The organism is Micavibrio aeruginosavorus EPB, assembly GCF_000348745.1.
Lineage (GTDB): Bacteria > Pseudomonadota > Alphaproteobacteria > Micavibrionales > Micavibrionaceae > Micavibrio > Micavibrio aeruginosavorus_A.
The window spans coordinates 749,560-769,921 of the sequence record NC_020812.1 but is presented as its reverse complement, the minus strand read 5'-3'; the positions used below and the strand labels follow the sequence as shown (position 1 = coordinate 769,921).

Annotated in this window: 19 protein-coding genes, 1 tRNA gene and 1 pseudogene; 10 read left to right on the top strand and 11 right to left on the bottom strand. The window is 55.6% G+C overall.

What is annotated here, in order from left to right; genetic code table 11:
• Positions 1-2 precede the first annotated feature (2 nt).
• The 5 genes from A11S_RS03550 to A11S_RS03530 all read right to left on the bottom strand — a co-directional run bounded on the left by A11S_RS03550 (position 3) and on the right by A11S_RS03530 (position 5,585).
• Positions 3-1,217 carry a hypothetical protein gene (locus A11S_RS03550; RefSeq protein ID WP_015467122.1) on the bottom strand — a complete coding sequence of 405 codons (1,215 nt, stop codon included), beginning with the start codon at positions 1,215-1,217 and terminating at the stop codon, positions 3-5.
• 147 nt (positions 1,218-1,364) lie between these two features.
• Positions 1,365-2,675, bottom strand: a complete 1,311-nt coding sequence (locus tag A11S_RS03545) for a hypothetical protein (RefSeq protein ID WP_081604748.1) — start codon at positions 2,673-2,675, stop codon at positions 1,365-1,367.
• Positions 2,676-2,786: 111 nt separating this feature from the next.
• On the bottom strand, positions 2,787-3,842 hold the full coding sequence (locus A11S_RS03540) for a DUF3592 domain-containing protein (RefSeq protein WP_015467120.1): 1,056 nt from the start codon (positions 3,840-3,842) through the stop codon (positions 2,787-2,789).
• Positions 3,842-4,924: a M23 family metallopeptidase gene (locus A11S_RS03535; protein WP_235068121.1), complete on the bottom strand. Its 1,083-nt coding sequence runs from the start codon at positions 4,922-4,924 to the stop codon at positions 3,842-3,844. Before A11S_RS03535 ends, A11S_RS03540 begins: the two co-directional genes overlap by 1 nt.
• Positions 4,893-5,585: a protein-L-isoaspartate(D-aspartate) O-methyltransferase gene (locus A11S_RS03530; RefSeq protein ID WP_015467118.1), complete on the bottom strand. Its 693-nt coding sequence runs from the start codon at positions 5,583-5,585 to the stop codon at positions 4,893-4,895. The genes A11S_RS03535 and A11S_RS03530 overlap by 32 nt, the downstream gene beginning before the upstream one ends.
• Before the next feature lie 47 nt (positions 5,586-5,632).
• Between A11S_RS03530 and A11S_RS12140 the strand changes: the two genes are divergently transcribed.
• Positions 5,633-5,767 (top strand): hypothetical protein, encoded by a 135-nt coding sequence (locus tag A11S_RS12140; RefSeq protein ID WP_015467117.1) that lies wholly within the window; start codon positions 5,633-5,635, stop codon positions 5,765-5,767.
• 20 nt (positions 5,768-5,787) lie between these two features.
• Here the strand turns inward: A11S_RS12140 and serS are convergent, their stop codons facing one another.
• Positions 5,788-7,095 carry a serine--tRNA ligase gene (serS, locus tag A11S_RS03525; RefSeq protein WP_015467116.1) on the bottom strand — a complete coding sequence of 436 codons (1,308 nt, stop codon included), beginning with the start codon at positions 7,093-7,095 and terminating at the stop codon, positions 5,788-5,790.
• Positions 7,096-7,208: 113 nt separating this feature from the next.
• On the opposite strand from serS, the gene A11S_RS03520 reads away from it, so the two are divergent.
• From A11S_RS03520 to A11S_RS12040, 3 genes and pseudogenes are all read left to right on the top strand, one after another.
• The gene (locus A11S_RS03520; protein ID WP_015467115.1) at positions 7,209-7,784 is read left to right on the top strand and encodes a hypothetical protein; all 576 of its coding nucleotides are present in this window, start codon (positions 7,209-7,211) and stop codon (positions 7,782-7,784) included.
• Positions 7,781-8,710, top strand: a complete 930-nt coding sequence (locus A11S_RS03515; protein ID WP_015467114.1) for an N-formylglutamate amidohydrolase — start codon at positions 7,781-7,783, stop codon at positions 8,708-8,710. Before A11S_RS03520 ends, A11S_RS03515 begins: the two co-directional genes overlap by 4 nt.
• A 32-nt stretch (positions 8,711-8,742) precedes the next feature.
• Positions 8,743-9,492 (top strand): annotated as a pseudogene (locus A11S_RS12040) (N-formylglutamate amidohydrolase); the annotation flags it as partial.
• A 107-nt stretch (positions 9,493-9,599) separates the two neighbouring features.
• Here A11S_RS12040 and lipB read toward each other — a convergent pair.
• Positions 9,600-10,253, bottom strand: a complete 654-nt coding sequence (gene lipB / locus A11S_RS11765) for a lipoyl(octanoyl) transferase LipB (RefSeq protein WP_081604746.1) — start codon at positions 10,251-10,253, stop codon at positions 9,600-9,602.
• A 148-nt stretch (positions 10,254-10,401) separates the two neighbouring features.
• Here lipB and A11S_RS03505 point away from each other — a divergent pair.
• Both A11S_RS03505 and A11S_RS03500 read left to right on the top strand, forming a co-directional pair.
• Positions 10,402-10,488 (top strand) — tRNA-Leu (locus tag A11S_RS03505).
• Positions 10,489-10,515: 27 nt separating this feature from the next.
• Positions 10,516-10,989, top strand: coding sequence for a hypothetical protein (locus A11S_RS03500; RefSeq protein ID WP_015467112.1), 474 nt, complete (start codon positions 10,516-10,518; stop codon positions 10,987-10,989).
• 4 nt (positions 10,990-10,993) lie between these two features.
• On the opposite strand, the gene A11S_RS03495 is transcribed toward A11S_RS03500, so the two are convergent.
• Positions 10,994-11,410 (bottom strand): hypothetical protein, encoded by a 417-nt coding sequence (locus A11S_RS03495; protein WP_015467111.1) that lies wholly within the window; start codon positions 11,408-11,410, stop codon positions 10,994-10,996.
• A 271-nt stretch (positions 11,411-11,681) separates the two neighbouring features.
• On the opposite strand from A11S_RS03495, the gene A11S_RS03490 reads away from it, so the two are divergent.
• The 4 genes from A11S_RS03490 to A11S_RS03475 all read left to right on the top strand — a co-directional run bounded on the left by A11S_RS03490 (position 11,682) and on the right by A11S_RS03475 (position 18,152).
• Entirely contained in the window at positions 11,682-13,994 is a 2,313-nt protein-coding gene (locus A11S_RS03490; protein WP_015467110.1) for an NADP-dependent malic enzyme, read from the top strand.
• Positions 13,995-14,025: 31 nt separating this feature from the next.
• Entirely contained in the window at positions 14,026-15,462 is a 1,437-nt protein-coding gene (gene mgtE / locus A11S_RS03485; RefSeq protein ID WP_015467109.1) for a magnesium transporter, read from the top strand.
• Positions 15,463-15,466: 4 nt separating this feature from the next.
• Positions 15,467-16,000, top strand: a complete 534-nt coding sequence (locus A11S_RS03480; RefSeq protein ID WP_015467108.1) for a GNAT family N-acetyltransferase — start codon at positions 15,467-15,469, stop codon at positions 15,998-16,000.
• An 88-nt stretch (positions 16,001-16,088) separates the two neighbouring features.
• Positions 16,089-18,152 carry a transglycosylase domain-containing protein gene (locus tag A11S_RS03475; protein WP_015467107.1) on the top strand — a complete coding sequence of 688 codons (2,064 nt, stop codon included), beginning with the start codon at positions 16,089-16,091 and terminating at the stop codon, positions 18,150-18,152.
• A gap of 79 nt (positions 18,153-18,231) precedes the next feature.
• Here the strand turns inward: A11S_RS03475 and A11S_RS03470 are convergent, their stop codons facing one another.
• From A11S_RS03470 to thrB, 3 genes are all read right to left on the bottom strand, one after another.
• Positions 18,232-18,744 carry a hypothetical protein gene (locus A11S_RS03470; protein WP_235068105.1) on the bottom strand — a complete coding sequence of 171 codons (513 nt, stop codon included), beginning with the start codon at positions 18,742-18,744 and terminating at the stop codon, positions 18,232-18,234.
• A gap of 220 nt (positions 18,745-18,964) precedes the next feature.
• The gene (rnhA, locus tag A11S_RS03465; RefSeq protein ID WP_015467103.1) at positions 18,965-19,402 is read right to left on the bottom strand and encodes a ribonuclease HI; all 438 of its coding nucleotides are present in this window, start codon (positions 19,400-19,402) and stop codon (positions 18,965-18,967) included.
• Positions 19,399-20,361: a homoserine kinase gene (thrB, locus tag A11S_RS03460; RefSeq protein ID WP_015467102.1), complete on the bottom strand. Its 963-nt coding sequence runs from the start codon at positions 20,359-20,361 to the stop codon at positions 19,399-19,401. The genes rnhA and thrB overlap by 4 nt, the downstream gene beginning before the upstream one ends.
• Between the last annotated feature and the right edge of the window lies 1 nt (position 20,362).

Here is a 20,362-nt window from a genome sequence, read left to right as displayed (position 1 = left end):
CTTCATTCAACATACCTGCCGCTGATGCGCTGTATATTTGCTATGGTTTTCAATGCCGATTCACGCCCGTTTTGAATACCTTGCACATAGTGCGTAATATGCGGTGGAACGTGGTCCAGAAAGATGGCGTTACGGACAATACTGTCAAATTCCTTGCGTGCAGAGGAATACGGATTGAACCGCGCCGATAGGGCACCCCCCTGCAATTGCAAATAACGGTTTCTGATCTCTTTTAAAATCCAGTTATTTTTTTCGTTATCGCGCAGGCCTGTGCTGTGCGTCAGATACACAGCCTCCTGCGTCAGGGCGATGGCTTCCATTTCATCCAGAAATGTTTCCAGCATATTTTTTGCAGCAGGAGAAAAAAACGGCGCTTTTGCATCCTTGCGCAATTGGCCAAATACTGTCTTTGCCCTATCCGCCATATGTTCGCGGGCAATATTGCCTTCAAAATACTGTTTCAGGCGGCGCAGACCTTTGTCCTTGCACTCCGAAGCATCCCATACATAAACAGATTTTGCACGCCACATTTCATCGAAAAGATCTGTTACGGGTTTCATAACACTTAGAACGGACTGACCATCCAGCATGACCTTGTTGTTCCGCAGATAATCCATGACCAACGGCTCAAGACGGCTTTTCTGCTTGAACATTTCACACAGCCAGGCACTGCCCTGATCGGAGAGATCGCCCTTTTGATCCTGGATCTCTTTGAATTTTTCAACTGTTTGCTTGGCATAGGCATTGTTAGTCACAATCTGCCCGTTCACGGTTGGTTGCGGCATACCGGACGCGTCAAACAGAATTTCATGACGCATGGCGAATGATTCGTAATGGTCCAGACTGAGGCCATCGCGATCTGCCCCCACCGGGTCACCATTGCTGGTCACTTCAAACCGGGCCAGATATTCGATGGCTTCGAAAAAATTCAAATCATCCCGCACGAGAACCGGCTGGATATTGTCCGTTGTAACAGGAAGATTTGACGGCTCCAGCAAAACCGGACGGTCGACAACACGTTGAACCATCCATTGATCCAGCAACGGCGTCAGGGCCGTGGCGCGGTAATAATGGCTTTCACCTTCGATCTGTGTCGGGAATGCCAATGTGCGGCATGTCGCACCGTATTTGGCCCGGCGGAAATTATCCAGCAACTGACCCCGCAATGATCGTTCATCACGGTTCGCCGCACTCTTATCTTTCGACAGCCATTTCATCGTATACGGTCCCGGACATGGGGGCATACCCCCGACGATTTCAGAATGGGGCAGGATAGCGTTATATTATGGAATATTGCAAGAAAATTATGGGCAAGAAACACAACAAAAACTATTGAGTATCAGTGAGATAAGCCAACCCTGCGCCTAACCGAGCCTGTTTTTGCTCTGGGCGGCTTTTGCCTCCACCAAGACCTGATGGCGCATTTGCGCCGCCTCTCCGGCCATGCGTTGCATGGCTCTGGCCGCGGACACGATGTGATCCGGCATGGCCTTTAACATGGTCCAACTTTCAACATCAGCAATAAAGCGACGTTTATATTCATCTGCAACGGCATCCTTATAATACGATTTGCCATTAGCCTCGCTCTGTAACCGCGCGGCGGAATCCTGGATGCTGGAAATTGTTTTTGACGCCTTGGCCGATTCATCCGACGTATTCTTCGCTTCACGCAGCACATACGCCGCGTCTTGAACCATAGCGATATACGCCGCTTCCCGCAGATAGGAATGAACCGTTGCACTTTCCTCCGCACTGAACGTCTTGATTTCGCTTAAAACTTTTTCACAGCGGGAAAACACACCACTGGCACGATAATCATATGTGCTGTCAAAACGGTAACATTGAATATCAACACCGTAACGGTCATTTAACGATGATTGAGCAAGACCATTGTACGGTTCACTGTTATAATACGGATAGCGTTCATCAGAGATACACATATCGGCTCTGTTCCAAATCTCCGCACATAGATCAACCCACAACGTCATAATTTGCGCCGCACGTTTTAAATCATCTTCCTTGCGCGACTGAACCATAAAATTATGCAATTTTTCACCAAGGTTCAGAACATTACCGCGCGCTTCCATCTGCGCCTTTGGGGCCAGCATGGATTTTAATTCCAGCTGCCCCCGCGCATCGTGCAAGGCCGCCGTTGCCGTATCCGCGTAAACCCCGGCAACCATCGGATGCCCGCCGATTGTCGGTTGGGGCATACCATGCACATCCGGAATGATATCGTGCAAAAGCCCAAAGGCTTCGTAATGGTCCGTGCCCAAATCTTTGCGCGTCGGGCCCACCGGATCGGTTTGCGCCGCCTGCTCCACCCGGGCCAGGTAAGTCAGCGCATCAAAAAAACAAAGCCCCTCTTTCACAACATCAATTTTTCTGTTGGGTGTGGAAACCGGGCATTTATCTGTTTCCAACTGAGCTGCGCGCTCTGTTATTTTTTGAATGCACCATTGGTCCAATGTCATGGTGGTAGCAAGGGCACGGTAATGAACGGCATCCTCCGCGACAACGGCGGGATATGATAGCGTGCGGCACGTCACACCATAGACCGCACGCTGAAACGCGGGCATGATATCGGAGGGTTGTTCAGGCGCTGGCAACGCCAGTGGAGATTCTGTCCCCCCACTGCGCCGATTAAACCCAAAACTGATGCCCCATATTTTCATGTGCGCGCCGTACCTTGATCCTGAATGTGCGGCACAATAGTACGATATTATGAAATATTGCAAGAATTTTACGCCCCAACAAACGGGCAAAAACATTATAAAATCAATGGATTAGAAAATATTATAGCCGCGCCGCCGCCACATCGTAACGCCGCAAAAGGTCCGGATCACAGCCACCAGCACCACCAACCCGACCAGACCACACGCCACCACAACAATCCACACGGCGGGCACGGTTGTGCCAATCATGGCGCGGTCCGGTTTACGGACATCGTAAATGACATCAACGCCCTGCCCAACCGCCACGCTGGGCGCATTGCTGCCCGTCTTGTCGGTAAAGCGCACCCATTCATCATCATGGGTGCGATATTCCACAACCGGGTAATACGCATCCGACCCTGATGGTCGATCAAGAGCCACGACGCGCCCCTCGGCATGGGCGCGGTTTTTCAACAGCGTCCCCGTGTCATAGCCAACCCATGCACCAACACCCAGAAAAATAAAAGCGATCAAAAGACTGAGAGGAAGAAAACGGAAGGCCAGATCATCAATCGCCTTTAACTGCACGATTGCTTCATCGCGGTTGATGCGTGCGCACTCTGCGCGCTTGGTCAATAATTCTGCCGCCTTGCGACGGCGGAACTCTTCACGGCTTTGCCATTCATGGCGCGGGCGGATCATGCGCGCAATCTTCCACGCCACCCACGCCCCGAAAGCGGCAAAGATCAAAATCGTATAGGGCGTGACGGGATATTGCGATACGCCAATTATAATCGGCACCGCGCCCATTGCCAATAAAACCAGCGTCAGGAAAATTCCGGACCCGTCGCGAATGGTGACAACACCGGGTTCATGCGCATCCGGCATCACGCGCACGGCCCGCCCCGGTAATTTTCCGGCCAATCCGGATGATCCGTGGCGCGTTTCCGCTTCAATCAGTGCACCGGATTCGTTTGTATAAGACACAATCGGATAATAAACAGCCTTCCCCTTCGTCACATCCCCGCGCACGCGCAAACCCGCAATCTGGCCGTTATAGGTTTTTTTGGTCCGGCGATCATAGATATGACTCAGGATCATCACACACGCGATAAACCAGAAGAACAGGCCCGCGACCAGCCACCCCACCTGCTGAACCGCGGCCATCAGGCCAATCACGCCCCCCATTATGATTTCCGCCCATCCAGATAGGCTTCAGGATTCAACGCCTGAACCCCGCGGCGAATTTCAAAATGCAGTTGCGGCGTATCCACCGACCCGGTCATCCCCACCGTGCCAATCGCCTGCCCACGTTTGACCGTATCGCCACGTTTGATGCTGATGGAATCCATGTGGGAATACGCGGTCATCCATCGATCCGCATGGCGGATCAGAACCATATTCCCATACCCCTTCATTTCATTGCTGGCATACACAACAACGCCGTTTTCAGCGGCCTTCACCGGCGCGCCCTTGGCCGCCTGAATATTGATGCCGTCATTATGCAGACCACCCGCCTTCGCGCCATAGGACGAAATCACCTTGCCATCGACCGGGCGCAGGAATTTTGACGATGCGCGGGGTGGCACGGTTTCCGGAACTTTCGCGGCCAGTTTTTTCGACGCCTGGTTGGCCGGACGCACATCCGGTGCCGGGATAGACGCGGATGAAGGCGACGCCTTCGCCACCTGAGTGGATGAGGATGGGGGCGGCAACGCCTCCGCCGTCACCGCGCCGGGCCGCGCGGGCGGATTGATTGGTGCCAATGTTTCACGCTCAATCACATCGGCACTGGCGGCACCCTTCATGGCAACATGCTGGCGCGTTACGGTTTCTTCTACCGCCGTCGCCGGAATCCGCAACGTCGATCCCGCCATGACGGTATAGGGTGTGCGCAGATTATTCAGCCGCGCAATATCGGTGATGCTGACCCCAAACAAACGCGACACGGTATAAAGACTATCCCCAGCGCGCACCTTATATTCACGCGGCGGCGGCAACAGCAAATGCTGCCCCGGCTCCAGCGTATAGGGCGCATTCAGATTATTGACCGTGATAATATCCCGCATATCCAGACGATAGCGTTCGGCCAGCGCATAAACACTGTCCCCGGCGGCCACGACATGGGCCCCGGAACTGCCCGCGCCGCCATGCTGACCGAATTTATAGGTATGAACATCATACGGGGCCGACCCGCACCCCGACACCAACAACAGCCCCGCAATAATAACAACCCATTTACGCGCCATCATCATTTTCAACCGGATCATCGGCATTTTCACTGTAGCGGGCCAAATCGGGCAGAAGCGGAACGAAGCGAACCGGCATCAAATCCTTCACCGCGTAAGTATCATCACCTTCGCGCTTGTACCGTTTTAAAACCTGATGGCCCGTGCGGCCTACGGGCACAATCATAATGCCGCCGATGGCCAGTTGTTCCAGCAAGGCTTGCGGCGGGGAATCCTGCGCGGCCGCCGTGACGATGATACGGTCGAACGGCGCTTGTTGCGGCCAGCCCTTCATCCCATCCCCGGCAATGGCGGTAATGTTGCGGATTTTCAACTGCTCAAAAATCTTCTCGGCATGTTCCAACAATGGCTTGTGCCGTTCAATCGTGTAAACCCGGCGGACGAGTTTGGAGAGGATGCACGCCTGATACCCCGACCCGGTGCCAATCTCCAACACCTTCATCCGGTCGTTCAGCTCTAGCGCCTGGGTCATATAGGCGACGATGAAAGGCTGGCTGATCGTCTGGCCGCGCCCGATGGGCAGGGCAATATCCTCATACGCCTGATCCTGCATCGCGCGGGGGATAAAGATCTCGCGCGGAATCCGCTCCATGGCGCTCAGGACAGCCGTGTCGGTGATGCCTGCACTGCGCAGGGCCATAATCAGGCGGATAATCTTCGGGGCGGGTGTGGGTGTGTTCATAACATCGGCGATTCTAAACACACATGGGCCGGGGGACAACGGGGAATATGGCCATTTTCCGTGTCATCCCCGACCAGCGGCGCGCCGAGCGGGGATCCAGCACGACATCTGTACGCGGGTTCACCCGCGTACCCTATAAAACCGGATGCCCGCACAAGGCGGGCATGACGATCTTTCCTTAAAAACGCGAGACCCGGAAGTTTTATCCCGCAGCCGCCTGCAACACGCGCGCATCGGCCCCCAGCGGCATAATCTTGTCCAAACCGCCCATATAGGGCTTCAAAACGGTTGGAACAAACACGCCACCATCGGCTGGGTCATAGTAATTTTCCAAAATGGCGATTAGCGCCCGGCCCACGGCCAGACCCGATCCGTTCAGGGTGTGGACGAATTCAACATCCTTGCCCCCGCGACGGCGCATACGCGCCTTCATCCGGCGGGCCTGGAAGTCGCCACAGTTGGAACAGCTGGAAATTTCACGGTATTTCCCCTGCCCCGGCAGCCAGACTTCGAGGTCATAGGTCCGGCGTGCGCCAAACCCGGTATCCCCTTCGCACAGGATGATCGTGCGGAACGGCAATTCCAGTTTGCGCAGTATGTTTTCCGCGCAATTGGTCATGCGTTCATGTTCCGCCGCCGATTGGTCCGGCGTGGTGATGGTGACCATTTCGACTTTATAGAACTGGTGCTGGCGGATCATGCCCTTGGTGTCCTTGCCCGCGGCCCCGGCTTCGGACCGGAAACATGGGGTAAAGGCGGTCACACGCAATGGCAGGGATTCCGCATCCATAATCATGTCCGCCGCCATGTTGGTCAGCGACACTTCCGCCGTCGGGATCAGCCAGTGATCCGTGGTGGTGCGGAACAGATCTTCGGAAAATTTCGGCAACTGGTTGGTGCCATACACGGCATTGTCACGCACCAACAACGGCGGCGAAACTTCCGTATAACCATGTTCGCGGGTGTGGGTGTCCAACATGAACTGTGCCAAGGCACGCTCCATCTGGGCTAGACCGGAATGCATCAGCACGAAACGCGCGCCCGACATTTTGGCCGCCGTTTCAAAATCCATCATCCCAAGACCCTCGCCAATCGCGACATGGTCGGGACCGCTTTGGGTTTTCGGGGTGCCCTCCTTGCGGACTTCGACGTTGTGGTCTTCGTCCGGTCCAACGGGAACATCGGCATCCAGAATATTGGGCAGGCTGGAGAGAATGCCATTCAGCTTTTCGGCCAAAGCGGCTTCTTCAGCCTCCAGCGCGGGGGCTTTCTCCTTGATCGCGGCCACTTCGTCCATCAGGGCGCTGGCGTCACCGCCCTTGGCCTTGATCTGGCCGATTTCCTTGGAGGCCACGTTGCGACGATTTTGCAGCTCCTGCATCTGGGTTTGCAGGGCGCGGCGCTGTTCATCCAGGGCCAAAATGGCGGATGTTTGCGGCGCCAGACCCCGACGGGCCCAGTTTTTGTCAAATATTTCAGGGTTTTCCCTGATGGCGCGAAGATCGTGCATATCCGGCTCCGGTTAAGGCTTTTGCAAGCGGCGTGGTTTAAGATAAAATCTGTAATACTTATAATAACTTGCCCCGGAATGGTAAAGGGGCCCCGTACGGTCGAACCACCATAATGCCATCCTTGAACAAGAAATTCAGCACCGCCGCCAGCCAATTGGGCCATACGATCCCCAATGTGGACGAAGGATTCTGGAATTTTTACAGGAACATATCCATGGCCAAGGGCTCGACCATCCAAATTCCGGTTGAGTTCCTGAAGGGGGATCAGACCGTCGCTACATATAAGGTGGAAATGCTGGGGGGGCCGCTGGATCTGCAATGGGTGGCGCTGAAACTGACTCTGGCCGAACGGGCCGTGGATTGGGACGCAGTGAAGATGAATCACAGCTCCCCCATTCCCCGGGCGACGGCCGAGGACCGCATGGCGCAAAACGCCGTGGCCGCCGCGTATGACACGGCCGGATCCACCATTTTTGAAACGGCCATGGCGTTTGATAATCATATCCGCGCCATCGACCCCGTCGCCCAATCGCCCGCCGAAGTGGGCGAACGATTTCGCGCGGCACAAGCCGCCTTCGCCGCAGGCATTGTGAAATCCGCCCACACCATCCACCGCGACAACACCGCGCACAGCTTGAGATCATGGATGAAATCCATCCGTCAGCATATTGGATGGAAACCAAAATGAGCGTCGAGTTTTTTCCACCACCCTTACATCGCGATCGCCTGTATCACGTGACCCAACCCCGCGTGGGCGAAGTTCCGGTGATTTTCGATTCCCCGCACAGCGGGCGCGATTACCCGGATGATTTTGGATATGCCTGTGACTTCGATATGCTGCAGCGGGCCGAAGATAACGACGTCGACCATTTGTTTGACTCCGTTGCGGATGCGGGCGGCACATTATTATGTGCCCTGTTCCCCCGGTGCTATATCGACACCAATCGGGCCGAAGACGATATTGACGTCGATTTGCTATCGGAGAAATGGCCGGGACCGCTCCGCCCCAGCATGCGATCCTATGCCGGGATCGGGTTGATCCGCCGGCTGGTTCGACCGGGCGTTCCCGTCTATGACAAACAATTATCGGTGCGCGCCATCCAGCACCGCATCCAGAATTATTACCTGCCCTATCACGCGTGCCTGAAACACCTGATCGATGATGCGCATTATCGCTATGGCCAGGTTTGGCATATTAACTGTCATTCCATGCCCTCGGCCGCGGCCATGACTCTGCCTGCACGCGGACCATTCCCAGCCGCCCCGACCGTGCCGCCCGTGTTCCCAGCGCAGCCGGATTTCGTCCTGGGCGACCGCGACGGGACCAGTTGCGATATTGCCTTTACCCACGCTCTAAGGGATTTCTTAAGAGGTTTGGGCTACAAAGTCAGTGTGAACAACCCGTACAAGGGTGTGGAACTGGTCCGCCGTTACGCCGATCCGGCCCGGGGCCGCCACTCCATCCAGATTGAGATCAACAAAGCCCTGTACTGGGATGAGGTAAAAAACAAAAGAAACAAGAATTACAATGCGCTAAAGGACGATATCGACAAACTGGTTACATTTTCCGCAAATTATGCAGAACACCACCTTGTCAACCTGGCCGCGGATTAGTATGATGTTTTTTGTAAACAGGTATTTTTTCAATGGTGAATCAACCTCTTATCATACACGATGTTCCGAACGGCACCCGCCGCTCGCCCATTGTGTTCGATACACCGCACAGCGGCACGGTTGTCCCATTACACTTTGACTATATCTGCGAACCATCTGATTTCCCTCACCTTTCCGACCTTCATGTGGAAAAATTCCTGACGGGCATTCCCGCGACGGGCAGTCCGGTTCTGGAAATGCTGATCCACCGCGCCTGTATCGACCTCAACCGGTCGGAGGACGAGCTGAACCCCGCCGCCTTGCGGGATTCCTGGACCCTGCCCTATAAACTGACCCCCTATGTTCAGGAAGGATTCGGGCTGTTTGCCGAATATGTCCGCCACCCCGACAAGGGCATGGTCAATATTTTCAACGACAATCTGCGCCCCGACAGCGCCGAAGTTCAAAATCGCATCGTATCGTATTATCGCCCGTACTACGAAACCCTGCAAAAAATGCTGGGCCATGCCCGCGACGAACATGGATTTGCCCTGTATTGCGACATGCACTCCATGCGCCGCCGCTTCAAGCCGGAGGAAAAACATCTGCACGATGTCGACATTGTTCTGGGCGACCTGAACGGCACAGCATGCAGCCCCGCCCTGATCGATTTTGCCGCCGCGTATTTCGAAAAAGCCGGATACAAAACATCGCGCAACGACCCCTTCTCCGGGGCCAATCTGTTACGCCAATTCGCCGCACCGGATCAGGGCGTTCATTGCATCCAGATCGAAGTGGTGCGGGACCAATACATGAACCCGGTCACGCTGGAAGTTGATACCGAAAAAATGGCGCAACTTCAGTCCGCTATGACAGGGTTCTCATCTGCCTTGCGCGATTACACGTTCAATCACGCCGCCGAGTTTATGCCAGAGTCAGCGAGGGAAAAGACACTGTCCCACGCGTCCAGCAACGCCTTGTCCAACGCCTCCATGGGCACATCCGCCCCGGTCAACGCCTTTAAGGACGTCACGCCGTAATCACGAATGCCACACGGCACGATGCCGGTGAAGTGCGACAAATCCGGATCAACATTGATTGATACACCATGGTAAGTAATCCAGTGGCGGATACGCACACCGATTGCCGCGATTTTTGATTCACCCGCTGGCGTCACGACCCAGATACCAACGCGCCCCTCGCGTCGTTCGCCCTTCACACCGAAGGTCGCGATAGCACGGATCACCCATTCTTCAAGTTGCCAGATATATTTTTTCAGATCAGGAACTTGCTGGCGCTTCTTTAAATCGAGCATCACATACCCGACGCGCTGGCCGGGGCCGTGATAAGTGTATTCCCCGCCCCGCCCCGCATCAAAAACCGGGAAGCGCGCATCCAGCAAATCGGATGCCTTGGCGCTGGTCCCCGCCGTATAAAGGGCCGGGTGTTCCAGCAACCAGACCAGATCCCCCGCCGTTCCGGTATGGATGGCCGCGACGCGGTCCTCCATAAAACGAAGGGCGTCCGGGTAAGCGACAAGATCGGTGCTGGTTTTGATTTCCATAGGGGGAAAATAGGTCGAAATACGCCCCAGCACAATCCCCTTCACGCCCCCTCTGCCAAAGGGAGACGGGCCCTGGGGAGCGCCCCACTTGCACAGTCCCCGCGCTTCTGATAATCACAACCCACTCTACCTCAAATCTTTTCGGCGTGCGGCCGTGGCGGAATTGGTAGACGCGCAGCGTTGAGGTCGCTGTGGGCTAACCCCCGTGGAAGTTCGAGTCTTCTCGGCCGCACCATTTTCTAAATTTTTTAGGTATACCAGCATGCTGGAATCCCTGTCTTTCCTGACCACCATGGAATTATTGAGCTACGTCGCAACCGTGGTGGGTATCCCGCTGGCGATCGCGACCTTTATTATCCAGGAGCACAAGGAACGGGAATCCGAACAGGAAGAAATCTATGACAAGCTCATGGATCATTATTCCAGCATTCAGGAAAAACTGTTCGAACACCCCGAACTGGACCAGCACGACACTCCGCTGGACGATGCCGAAGCCGCCCGCCGCCAATTGATCCTGTATGAAATGCTGGTCAGCCTGTTTGAGCGGGCGTTCATTTTACTGCAGGGGGAAACGGCGCCCAGCTATCGCCGGATGTGGAACTCGTGGTTGGATTACGTTGAAATCTGGTGCGAACGCCCCAATTTCCGCGCCGCCCTGCCCCGACTGATGTTGCGCGAAGACCCGGCCTTTGTGACCTTTATGGCCCAAACCACCGGGTTGCCGCTGAAGCCTTGACCCTTTATTTCGGGGCCTTGGCCAGACCGTAACGCTTGATGGACACTTTCAGGTCATCAACCAGATCGATCTTTTCTTCAAACACGGCCAACGGTTGGCCAGAGGCCATCAGGCTGTGATAACGGAACGAATCCGCCAGACGGGCACCGAACGTGGAGCGTTGGGCGTCAAATTCTTTCATCCGGGCATCCGCTTTGGCGAAGGATTCGACCATCGACGGGTAAAAAACCAGTTGGTCCATCAGGCGCAGGAAGCTGTCATACCCGACCGTAAAGGTGAACGTGTCCTTTTTCGCGGTGAAAACCGCATCATCCGCGCGGCTGACGGCCAGCAAGAACGCGTCGCTCAAGCGGGTCATCACCGTAATATCGCTCAGCTGTTTTTTATCAACATATTCAAAAGAAACGACTTTACCCGCCATTGTCCTACCCTTCCGCAGAGGTCACTCAGGTCTATGACCGGGGTTTAGCACCTGCGGCGTTTTTATGTCAACATTTCCTTGCTCTGCACAAAAACTTATGCAAGAAGCGCACGCGTGACCCGTCGGGAGAACACACCCCAACCCCGCCTGCGGCCTTGAAAAAGCCCTGAAATTCTGGTCAGTTGGGGCACATTTTGAGAATCCCCCGCCCGCCAGCCAAAAACATGATGGCCGCAGGGGTTATGTCCAAAACACCAGCCAGAGAAGTATGATGAAAGACACGCTGCACGACGCCGCCCTTGAATACCACCGCCTGCCGACACCGGGGAAAATTTCGATTACCCCGACCACACCGCTGGCAACCCAGCGGGACCTGGCGCTGGCCTATTCCCCCGGCGTGGCTGTGCCTTGTCTGGAAATTGAGAAGGACCCGCTGAAGGCGCTGGATTACACCAGCCGCGGCAATCTGGTTGCCGTCATTTCCAACGGCACCGCTGTTCTGGGGCTGGGCGATATTGGCGCGCTGGCATCCAAACCGGTGATGGAGGGCAAGGCCGTCCTGTTCAAGAAATTCGCCAACCTCGACGCGATTGATATCGAAGTTGATGAAAAGGATGTCGACAAGCTGGTTGAAATTATCGCCGCGCTGGAACCATCGTTCGGCGGCATCAATCTGGAAGACATCAAAGCCCCGGAATGTTTCGAAGTTGAAAAGCGTTTGAAAGAACGCATGAACATTCCCGTCTTCCATGACGACCAGCACGGCACCGCGATTATTGTTGCCGCCGCCATTAAAAACTGGCTGCACCTGAAGGGCCGCAAGTTTGAAGATATTCGTCTGGTCGCCAACGGCGCGGGTGCCGCGGCGCTGGCGTGTCTGAACCTGCTGGTGAATGCGGGCCTGCCGAAGAAAAACATTATCGTCTGTGACCGCAAAGGCGTTGTGTACAAGGGCCGCGTCGAACAGATGGACCCGTACAAGGAACAATTCGCCGCCGACACCAACAGCCGCACACTGGATGAAGCGCTGGAAGGGGCCGACATCTTCCTCGGCCTGTCCGCCGCCGGGGCGTTGACGGGTGACATGGTCAAGAAAATGGGCAAGGCCCCGCTGATCATGGCGCTGGCCAACCCGACGCCGGAAATCATGCCGGAAGAAGCGCGCGAAGCCAAACCGGATGCCATCATCTGCACCGGCCGATCCGATTACACCAACCAGGTGAACAACGTTCTGTGCTTCCCGTTCCTGTTCCGTGGCGCGCTGGATGTTGGCGCGACCGCCATTAACGAAGAGATGAAGCTGGCGTGCGTGAACGCGATTGCCGAACTGGCGCGCAAGGAAGTCACGGCGGAAGTGGCCGCCGTGTATCCGGACGAACATCTGGAATTTGGTCCGGAATATTTGATTCCGAAGCCGTTTGACCCGCGTTTGATCACCACCCTGCCCGTCGCCGTGGCCAAGGCCGCGATTGAAAGCGGTGTAGCAGCACGCCCGATCACCGATTGGGTTGCATACAGCGAAAAACTGAACAGCTATACCTATCGCACCAGCATGGCGATGCGCCCGCTGTTCAGCCGCGCCAAAGCCCACCCGAAACGCGTTGTTTACGCCGAGGGTGAAGAAGAACGCGTCCTGCGCGCCGTGCAAACGGTTGTGGACGAACATCTGGCGTCCCCCATCCTGATCGGTCGGAAAGACGTGGTGGAAACCCGCCTGAAACGCCTGGGCCTGCGCATGAAGATGGGCAAGGACTTTGAACTGATCGACCCGGAATACGATCCGCGTTACCGCGATTATTGGTCGTCGTACCACCAGATCATGGAACGCCGCGGCGTGACCCCGGCTGTGGCCCGGACCGTTTTGCGGACCAACTTCACCGTTATCGGTGCGTTGATGGTTCAAAAACGTGAGGCCGATGCCATGATTTGTGGCACGGTTGGCCAGTATCAAAGCCACCTGAAAGACGTGGTTGATATTATTGGCCTGCGCCCCGGCGTTGAAACGGCCGCCGCATTGAACGCGCTGATCCTGCCGCGCGGGACGTTCTTCATCTGTGACACACAGGTGAACCCGAACCCGAGCGTGGCGCAATTGTCGGAAATGACTATTCTGGCCGCCGAAGAAGTATCCCGTTTTGGTATCAAGCCGAAGATCGCCATGCTGTCCCATTCCAATTTCGGAACGGGCAACACCGACACGGCCTGCCGCATGCGGGCCGCATTGGCGGATATTCGCAACCGTGCGCCGGAACTGGAAATCGACGGCGAAATGCACGCCGATTCCGCATTGTCCGAAGCCATCCGCGCCGTCAGTATGCCGAATTCCACGCTGACCGGCGTGGCCAATATGTTCGTTATGCCGAATATCGATTCCGCGAATATCAGCTTCAACATGCTGCGCATTCTGGGCGAAGGCATTTCGATTGGCCCGATCCTGCTGGGTCTGGCCATGCCGGCGCATATTCTGACCCCGTCGGTTACGCCGCGCGGGATCATCAACATGACCGCACTGGCCACCGTCAGCGCACAGGTCCATGAAACAGAAAGCGGAGCGGATGCGCCAAAACAGGCCATCGCCGTCTAAGTAAAACACATAACCCGCAAAGGGATCGCCCATGGATAATAACGATCAGGATATGATCGAAAAGGACGTCACCGACAGCCTCGGCGCGCAAATCGCGCCCGAGGGTGAAGGCGATGATGTCGTTTTCGGTCTAACCGATCGTTACATTCAGGCGATTGTTGAAGCCCTGCGCAACGGCGACGAAGACGTCGTCTCGCGCGAGCTGGCCGATCTGAGCGAAGCCGACATTGCCGAACTGATCGAAAAGGTTGAGGACGAAGATCGCCAGACCCTCCTCCAGACCCATGGCGATCTGCTCGATCCGTATGTGTTCTCGGAACTGGATAGCGGCCTGCGCCGCAAGGTTCTGACGGAAATGCCGGCGCGGCAGGTTGCCGCCCTGATTTCCGAAATGGACAGTGACGATGCGCTGGATCTGATCATCGACCTGCCGGACGATTTCCAGCACGAAGTTATTCGTTTCCTGTCCGCCAAGACCCGGATCACGCTGGAAGAAGGTTTGAACTTCCCGGAAGAATCCGCCGGGCGTCTGATGCAGCGGGAATTTGTGGCTGTGCCGCAATTCTGGACCATTGGTAAAACCATTGATTACCTGCGCGCCGCGACCGAAGAATTGCCGGATGAATTTTTTGACTTGTTCGTTATCGACCCGGCCTATCACGTTGTCGGCATCATTCCGTTGAACCGCGTTGTCCGGTCGAAACGATCGGAAAAGCTGGAAGATTTAAGGTTGGAAGACATCCACCCGATCCCGGCCACGATGGACCAGGAAGAAGTGGCGCAATTGTTCCGCCGTGAAAACCTGACATCTGCCCCGGTTGTTGATGAATCGGGCCGCTTGATCGGCGTGGTCACGGTTGACGACATCGTGGACGTTATCGACGAAGAAGCCCAGGAAGACTTCCTGAAACTCGGCGGTGTGGGTCAGGATGACTTGTACAGCAACATTCGCGGCACAACACGGGCGCGGTTTCCGTGGCTGTTTGTGAACCTGTTCACGGCCTTTTCCGCGGCGGCGGTCATTTCATTGTTCAGCAATACAATTGAACAGCTTGTGGCGCTGGCCGCGTTGATGCCGATTGTGGCCTCCATGGGCGGTAATGCGGGAACACAGGCTTTGACCGTGGCGGTGCGTGCCTTGGCCACACGGGAATTGTCATCCATCAACGAACGCCGCATCGTGATCAAAGAAATTCTGGTCGGCGCCATCAACGGGTGCATCTTTGCCATCCTGATCGGCTGCGTCGCCGGATTTGTGTTCAGCAACCCGATGCTGGGCGTTGTGATTGGCATGGCGCTGATCATCAACCTGATTAACGCCGGATTGTTTGGCGCGGGCATTCCCATTGTGCTGAACAAATTGGGGGCCGACCCGGCTGTGGCCTCCGCCGTAGTATTTTTAACCACCATGACCGATATTGTGGGCTTCTTCGCCTTCCTCGGCCTGGCAACGATTTTCCTTTTGTAAAACCATGACCGCTTCGCATCTCGTCCGCCCCGATATCGAATATAAAGACAGCTACCTTGAAGCGCTGGCCGAATTTCATGCGGAAGACCGCCTGAAATATTACGACATGCTCGACCTGCGGGCGGATTTTGACGGCTTCGTCAAAATGTTGCGGACTGAACGCGGGGTCGAACACCAGCCGCTACAGGATTGGGCCGACCCTGTGCCGGAAACGGTTTTATGGTTTGTGAAGGATGACCATTATCTGGGCACTGTGAAAATCCGCCATCGCCTGAACTGGCACTTGGAAAAATGGGGCGGCAATATTTATTTCGCTATCCGTCCCTCCATGCGTGGCAAGGGCTATGGCAAGAAAATCCTGACCAAATCACGCCCCTACGCCAATTATATTGGCCTGGAAAAAGCCCTGATCACCGTATCGCCCGACAATGTATCGGCGATTGAGATTATCGAAGGTGCGGGCTGTACGTTTGAAGAAGAAACCGCAGCCACCGCCCAGTTCCCGGCCCGCCGCCGGTATTGGATGGATTGCTCATAATCCGTAAAAAACCCATTTCCTGCCCTATTTTGGGCATGTTGGGCCTATATTTCTTGCTGAAACACTGAAAAGACCGTATCACGCCGCCATGGCCAAAAAGAAGACATCGCAGAAAAGCACAACGCGTAAAAGCACCCGCTCCCGCAAATCCCGTCCGCAGGAGGGGTTGCTCCGCCGCGCCTTGCGCTGGTGCATTGTTGCGGGGCTGTGGGGTTTTATTGCCCTGTCGCTGGTGATCGCATGGTATGGCGCGGAACTGCCGAAACTGATCGACAAGCCGGATTTTGAACGCAAAGCCGCCATCACCATTCGCGATGATCGTGGTGAAATGGTCGCCCGGTATGGCGAGCTGAAGGGTGTCAACGTCACCGTGGCGGAATTGCCGCCGGATTTGATCCACGCGGTTCTGGCCATCGAAGACCGCCGCTTCTATTACCATTTTGGTATCGACCCGATTGGTATGTTGCGCGCCACCGCCCGCAATATAAAAGCGGGCCGCGTGGTTCAGGGCGGATCGACCATTACACAGCAATTGGCCAAAAACCTGTTTCTGTCCCGCGAACGCACATACAAGCGTAAGATTCAGGAAGCAATGCTGGCCGTCTGGCTAGAGCAGAAACTGACCAAGGACGAAATCCTCAGTGCGTATCTAAACCGTGTGTATCTCGGTGCGGGTACGTTCGGGGTTGAAGCCGCGGCCCAGACCTATTTCAACAAATCCGCGCGCGAAATGAATTTGCGCGAATCCGCAACCATTGCCGGTTTGTTGAAAGCCCCGTCGAAATATTCCCCGCACAGCAACCCGTCGCTGGCCCGTGAACGTGCCGATACGGTGATCATGGCCATGCGCGATGCCGGGTATTTGAGTGACGCCCAAAGCAAGGGCGCGACCGAACAAGCGCCCGCCCCGTTGCGCAAACCAACGGGCGGCGACATTGTGCGCTATTACAGCGATTGGGTGATGAGCGATCTGGCCGATATGATCGGCACACCCAACACCGATCTGATCGTCGACACCACGCTGGATTCCGGCGTTCAGCGCGCCGCGGAAGAGGCCTTGACCAAGGCCCTGCGCAACGAGGACGCCACCGAGAAAAAAGTGTCCCAGGGCGCGATTGTTGTCATGGATTATTCGGGTGCCGTTCTGGCCATGGTGGGTGGAACGGATTACGGCCTGAGCCAGTTTAACCGCGCCGTGCAATCATACCGCCAACCGGGATCGTCGTTTAAGCCGATCGTGTACCTGACCGCGTTGGAAAACGGCATGAACCGTAATTCCATCGTTGTTGATGAACCGATCCGCACCGGGAAATACCGCCCGACCAACTTCAAGGGCGAATATTACGGCGAAATTCCGCTTTATGCGGCGCTGGCCTATTCCCTCAACACCATCGCCTATCAACTGACCAAGCACTTCGGTGTTGATTCCGTCATTGATATGGCCCGCCGTTTGGGGATTGAAGCCCCGTTGAACCGTGACCTCAGCCTGTCGCTGGGCAGTGCGGGTATTCCGCTGATTCAAATGGTGTCCGCCTATGCCACCATTGGCAATCAAGGATCATTGGTCCAGCCTTATGCCATTCGCCGCGTCCGTGACAAGGATGGTCGCCTGATTTACGAACGGTCCAGCCGTATCGTGCGTGGTCGTTCGGTTGTTGACCCGCGCCTGACCCAGGAACTGGCCGGGATGATGACCGGCGTGCTGGAATTCGGCACAGGCCAGGGGGCAAAGGTTCCCTACCCGGCTGCGGGTAAAACCGGAACGTCCCAGGATTTCCGCGATGCCTGGTTTATCGGCTTCACCGATACCTATATCGCCGGTGTTTGGGTTGGTAATGATGACAATTCATCCATGAAACGTGTAACGGGCGGATCGTTCCCGGCGCGCATCTGGCGCGAAACCATCATGGGGGCCTATAACGCCCGTGGTGGCGGTGGATTTATGTCGTCGCTGTCCCCGGCCCCGGTCACAGAATTCGACCCCGACGCGGAACAGGCACAGGACAGCGCCTTTGGTGATTTGATCAGCAACCTGCTGTCGGCCCCGGCCTCAAATGACCAGCCCCGCACAGGCATTTTCGGTGGGCCCACGTATAAAGCCACCCGCGCCGATGAAGAAGGGCGCAAAAGCGATTGGTCCTTTAACGACTAAGACTGCACAGACACACATTAGAAAATCCCCCGGTCGCACAGACCGGGGGATTTTTCCTTGGGGAGGAACCCGTGGAAACTTATGTCGGGAAGAATTCGTTCACCGTTACAAAATCAGTGCGCGATGCGCTGGCAAACCGATCTTCACCAATGGCGTTCCAGTGCGTTTGCAGGGCCACAAGGCTGTCCGGCGCGGTGGATGTGTGATCCCACGCACTGCGTTGTTGGGTCCGATCGGCAAATTCCAGAAATGAATGCGGGAACGCCCGGCGCGGTGCCCGCAGCCCCATATCCACCAACGTCTTTGCCACCATGGCATCGCCCACATCCATCATGTCGGCGGTAAACCCGATCGCGGCCAGGATTTTAATATCCATCCGGCTGTTCGGCACATCGCGCAGATGGCGCATAAAGCGGGCGTAAACTTCCAGTTCAAAGCGCGTATCCGGTTTGTTGTCCGGTGCGATCCCAATATGCGGGGCGGGCGGAATGGGCAAAGCAATCCGATCACCGGCATGGGCCTGGTTCTGCATGAACGGGTTGGGCGTGTTCGTCGTCATCATTCTGATGTCTGTCGTCACGGTGTGCGTCATTTTGCGCTCCTTCCTCTGATCGATGTCACGTGCCGCTTTTTAATTTCCGTTGTGTTGCGGCTTCGTGAACTGCGCTGTTACATCCACCTTGTGCCGCAAAATTTAATGGAACCTTAAACGGGGCGGTTTCTTGCCAGAATCGGGCGTCTTCGTTGTGGATAACCCAGTTATCCACAAGCAGACCTTTCAAAACGATGATTTGGGACAGAGAATCGATTCGTTATCGCAGTGTCTTGATCGCGTTGCGCGCCAGTTCGTCACACCGTTCATTTTCCGGGTGGCCGGAATGGCCGCGCACCCAATGAAACTTCACATCATGGTTTTGCAAAACGGAATCCAACCGTTTCCACAAATCCTGATTTTTAATGCGGGCGGGCCAGCCCTTGGCCTTCCACCCCGCCATCCATTCGGTGACACCGCGCTTTAAATATTCGCTGTCGGTATACAGATCCACGACAACACCGCGTTTCAATGTTTCCAGCGCGGCAATGGCCGCCATCATTTCCATGCGGTTGTTGGTGGTGTCGGCCTCGGCACCGGACATTTCCTTTTCATGTCCATTCCAACGCAAAATCGCCCCCCAGCCGCCCGGGCCGGGATTCCCGCTGCATGCGCCATCGGTATAGATTTCAACTTTTTTAGACGGAGATGTACTCATTTTTCGGCGATATCGTGGTTTTGGTGCCAACGCAGGATGTTTAAATATTCAACCGGGTCCTTCGGCGTCACAATGGCATCATGCGGGTGAAACAGAAAATCATTCAACCGTGTCAGCGCAATACGCAATGCCGCCGCCCGGCCAAAGAATTGCATATACGCCTTTTCCGCTTTGGTCAATTTACGGGCGCTTTCGTACCCGGCGATAAACGCATCCCAGCGGGACGCCAGCAAATGTTGCCGTGAATCAAAACACCACGCATTGGCGGTCAGCATCAGGTCATAAACGAAAAAATCCGTGCAGGAGAAATAGAAGTCGATCACCCCCGCCAACTTTCCCCGTTTAAAAAACACATTATCCGGGAACAAATCGGCATGAACCGTCCCACGCGGCAGGTCGTCGACGCTCGGCCATTCTTTTTCCAACTGGAAAATTTCGGTGGAGATGAAATGGGCCAGCCCCTTTTCAACATCATCGGCCCGCCCCGCCGTGCGTGCGGCCAGATCCTTCCACGCGGGCAACCCCATCGAATTATCCCGCGTCTGGTCAAATTTTTGGCCCAGCTTGTGCATCTTGCCCAGCAAGGCCCCGACCTCGCCACACGCTACTGGATTGATTTTTCCGTGCGGCAACGGATCACCATCCAAAAACGAAATAACCGCCGCCGGGCGGCCGCGTACATTCCGGATCATCGCGCCATCGGCATCACGCACGATATGCGGGCACGTTATACCCTTGGTCGCCAGATAATCCGTCCAGGCAAAAAAGAACGGCAGATTGACCGGATCAACGCGCTTTTCGAAAAGCGTCAAAATATAACGCCCCGTCGTGGTGTGCAGGTGATAGTTGGTATTTTCGACCCCCTGCTCAATCCCCTCCAACGTTGTCACGTCACCCAGTTCATAGTGGCTGAGCAATTCGCGGGCATCGGCAATGTCGATTTTTGTATAAACGGCCATG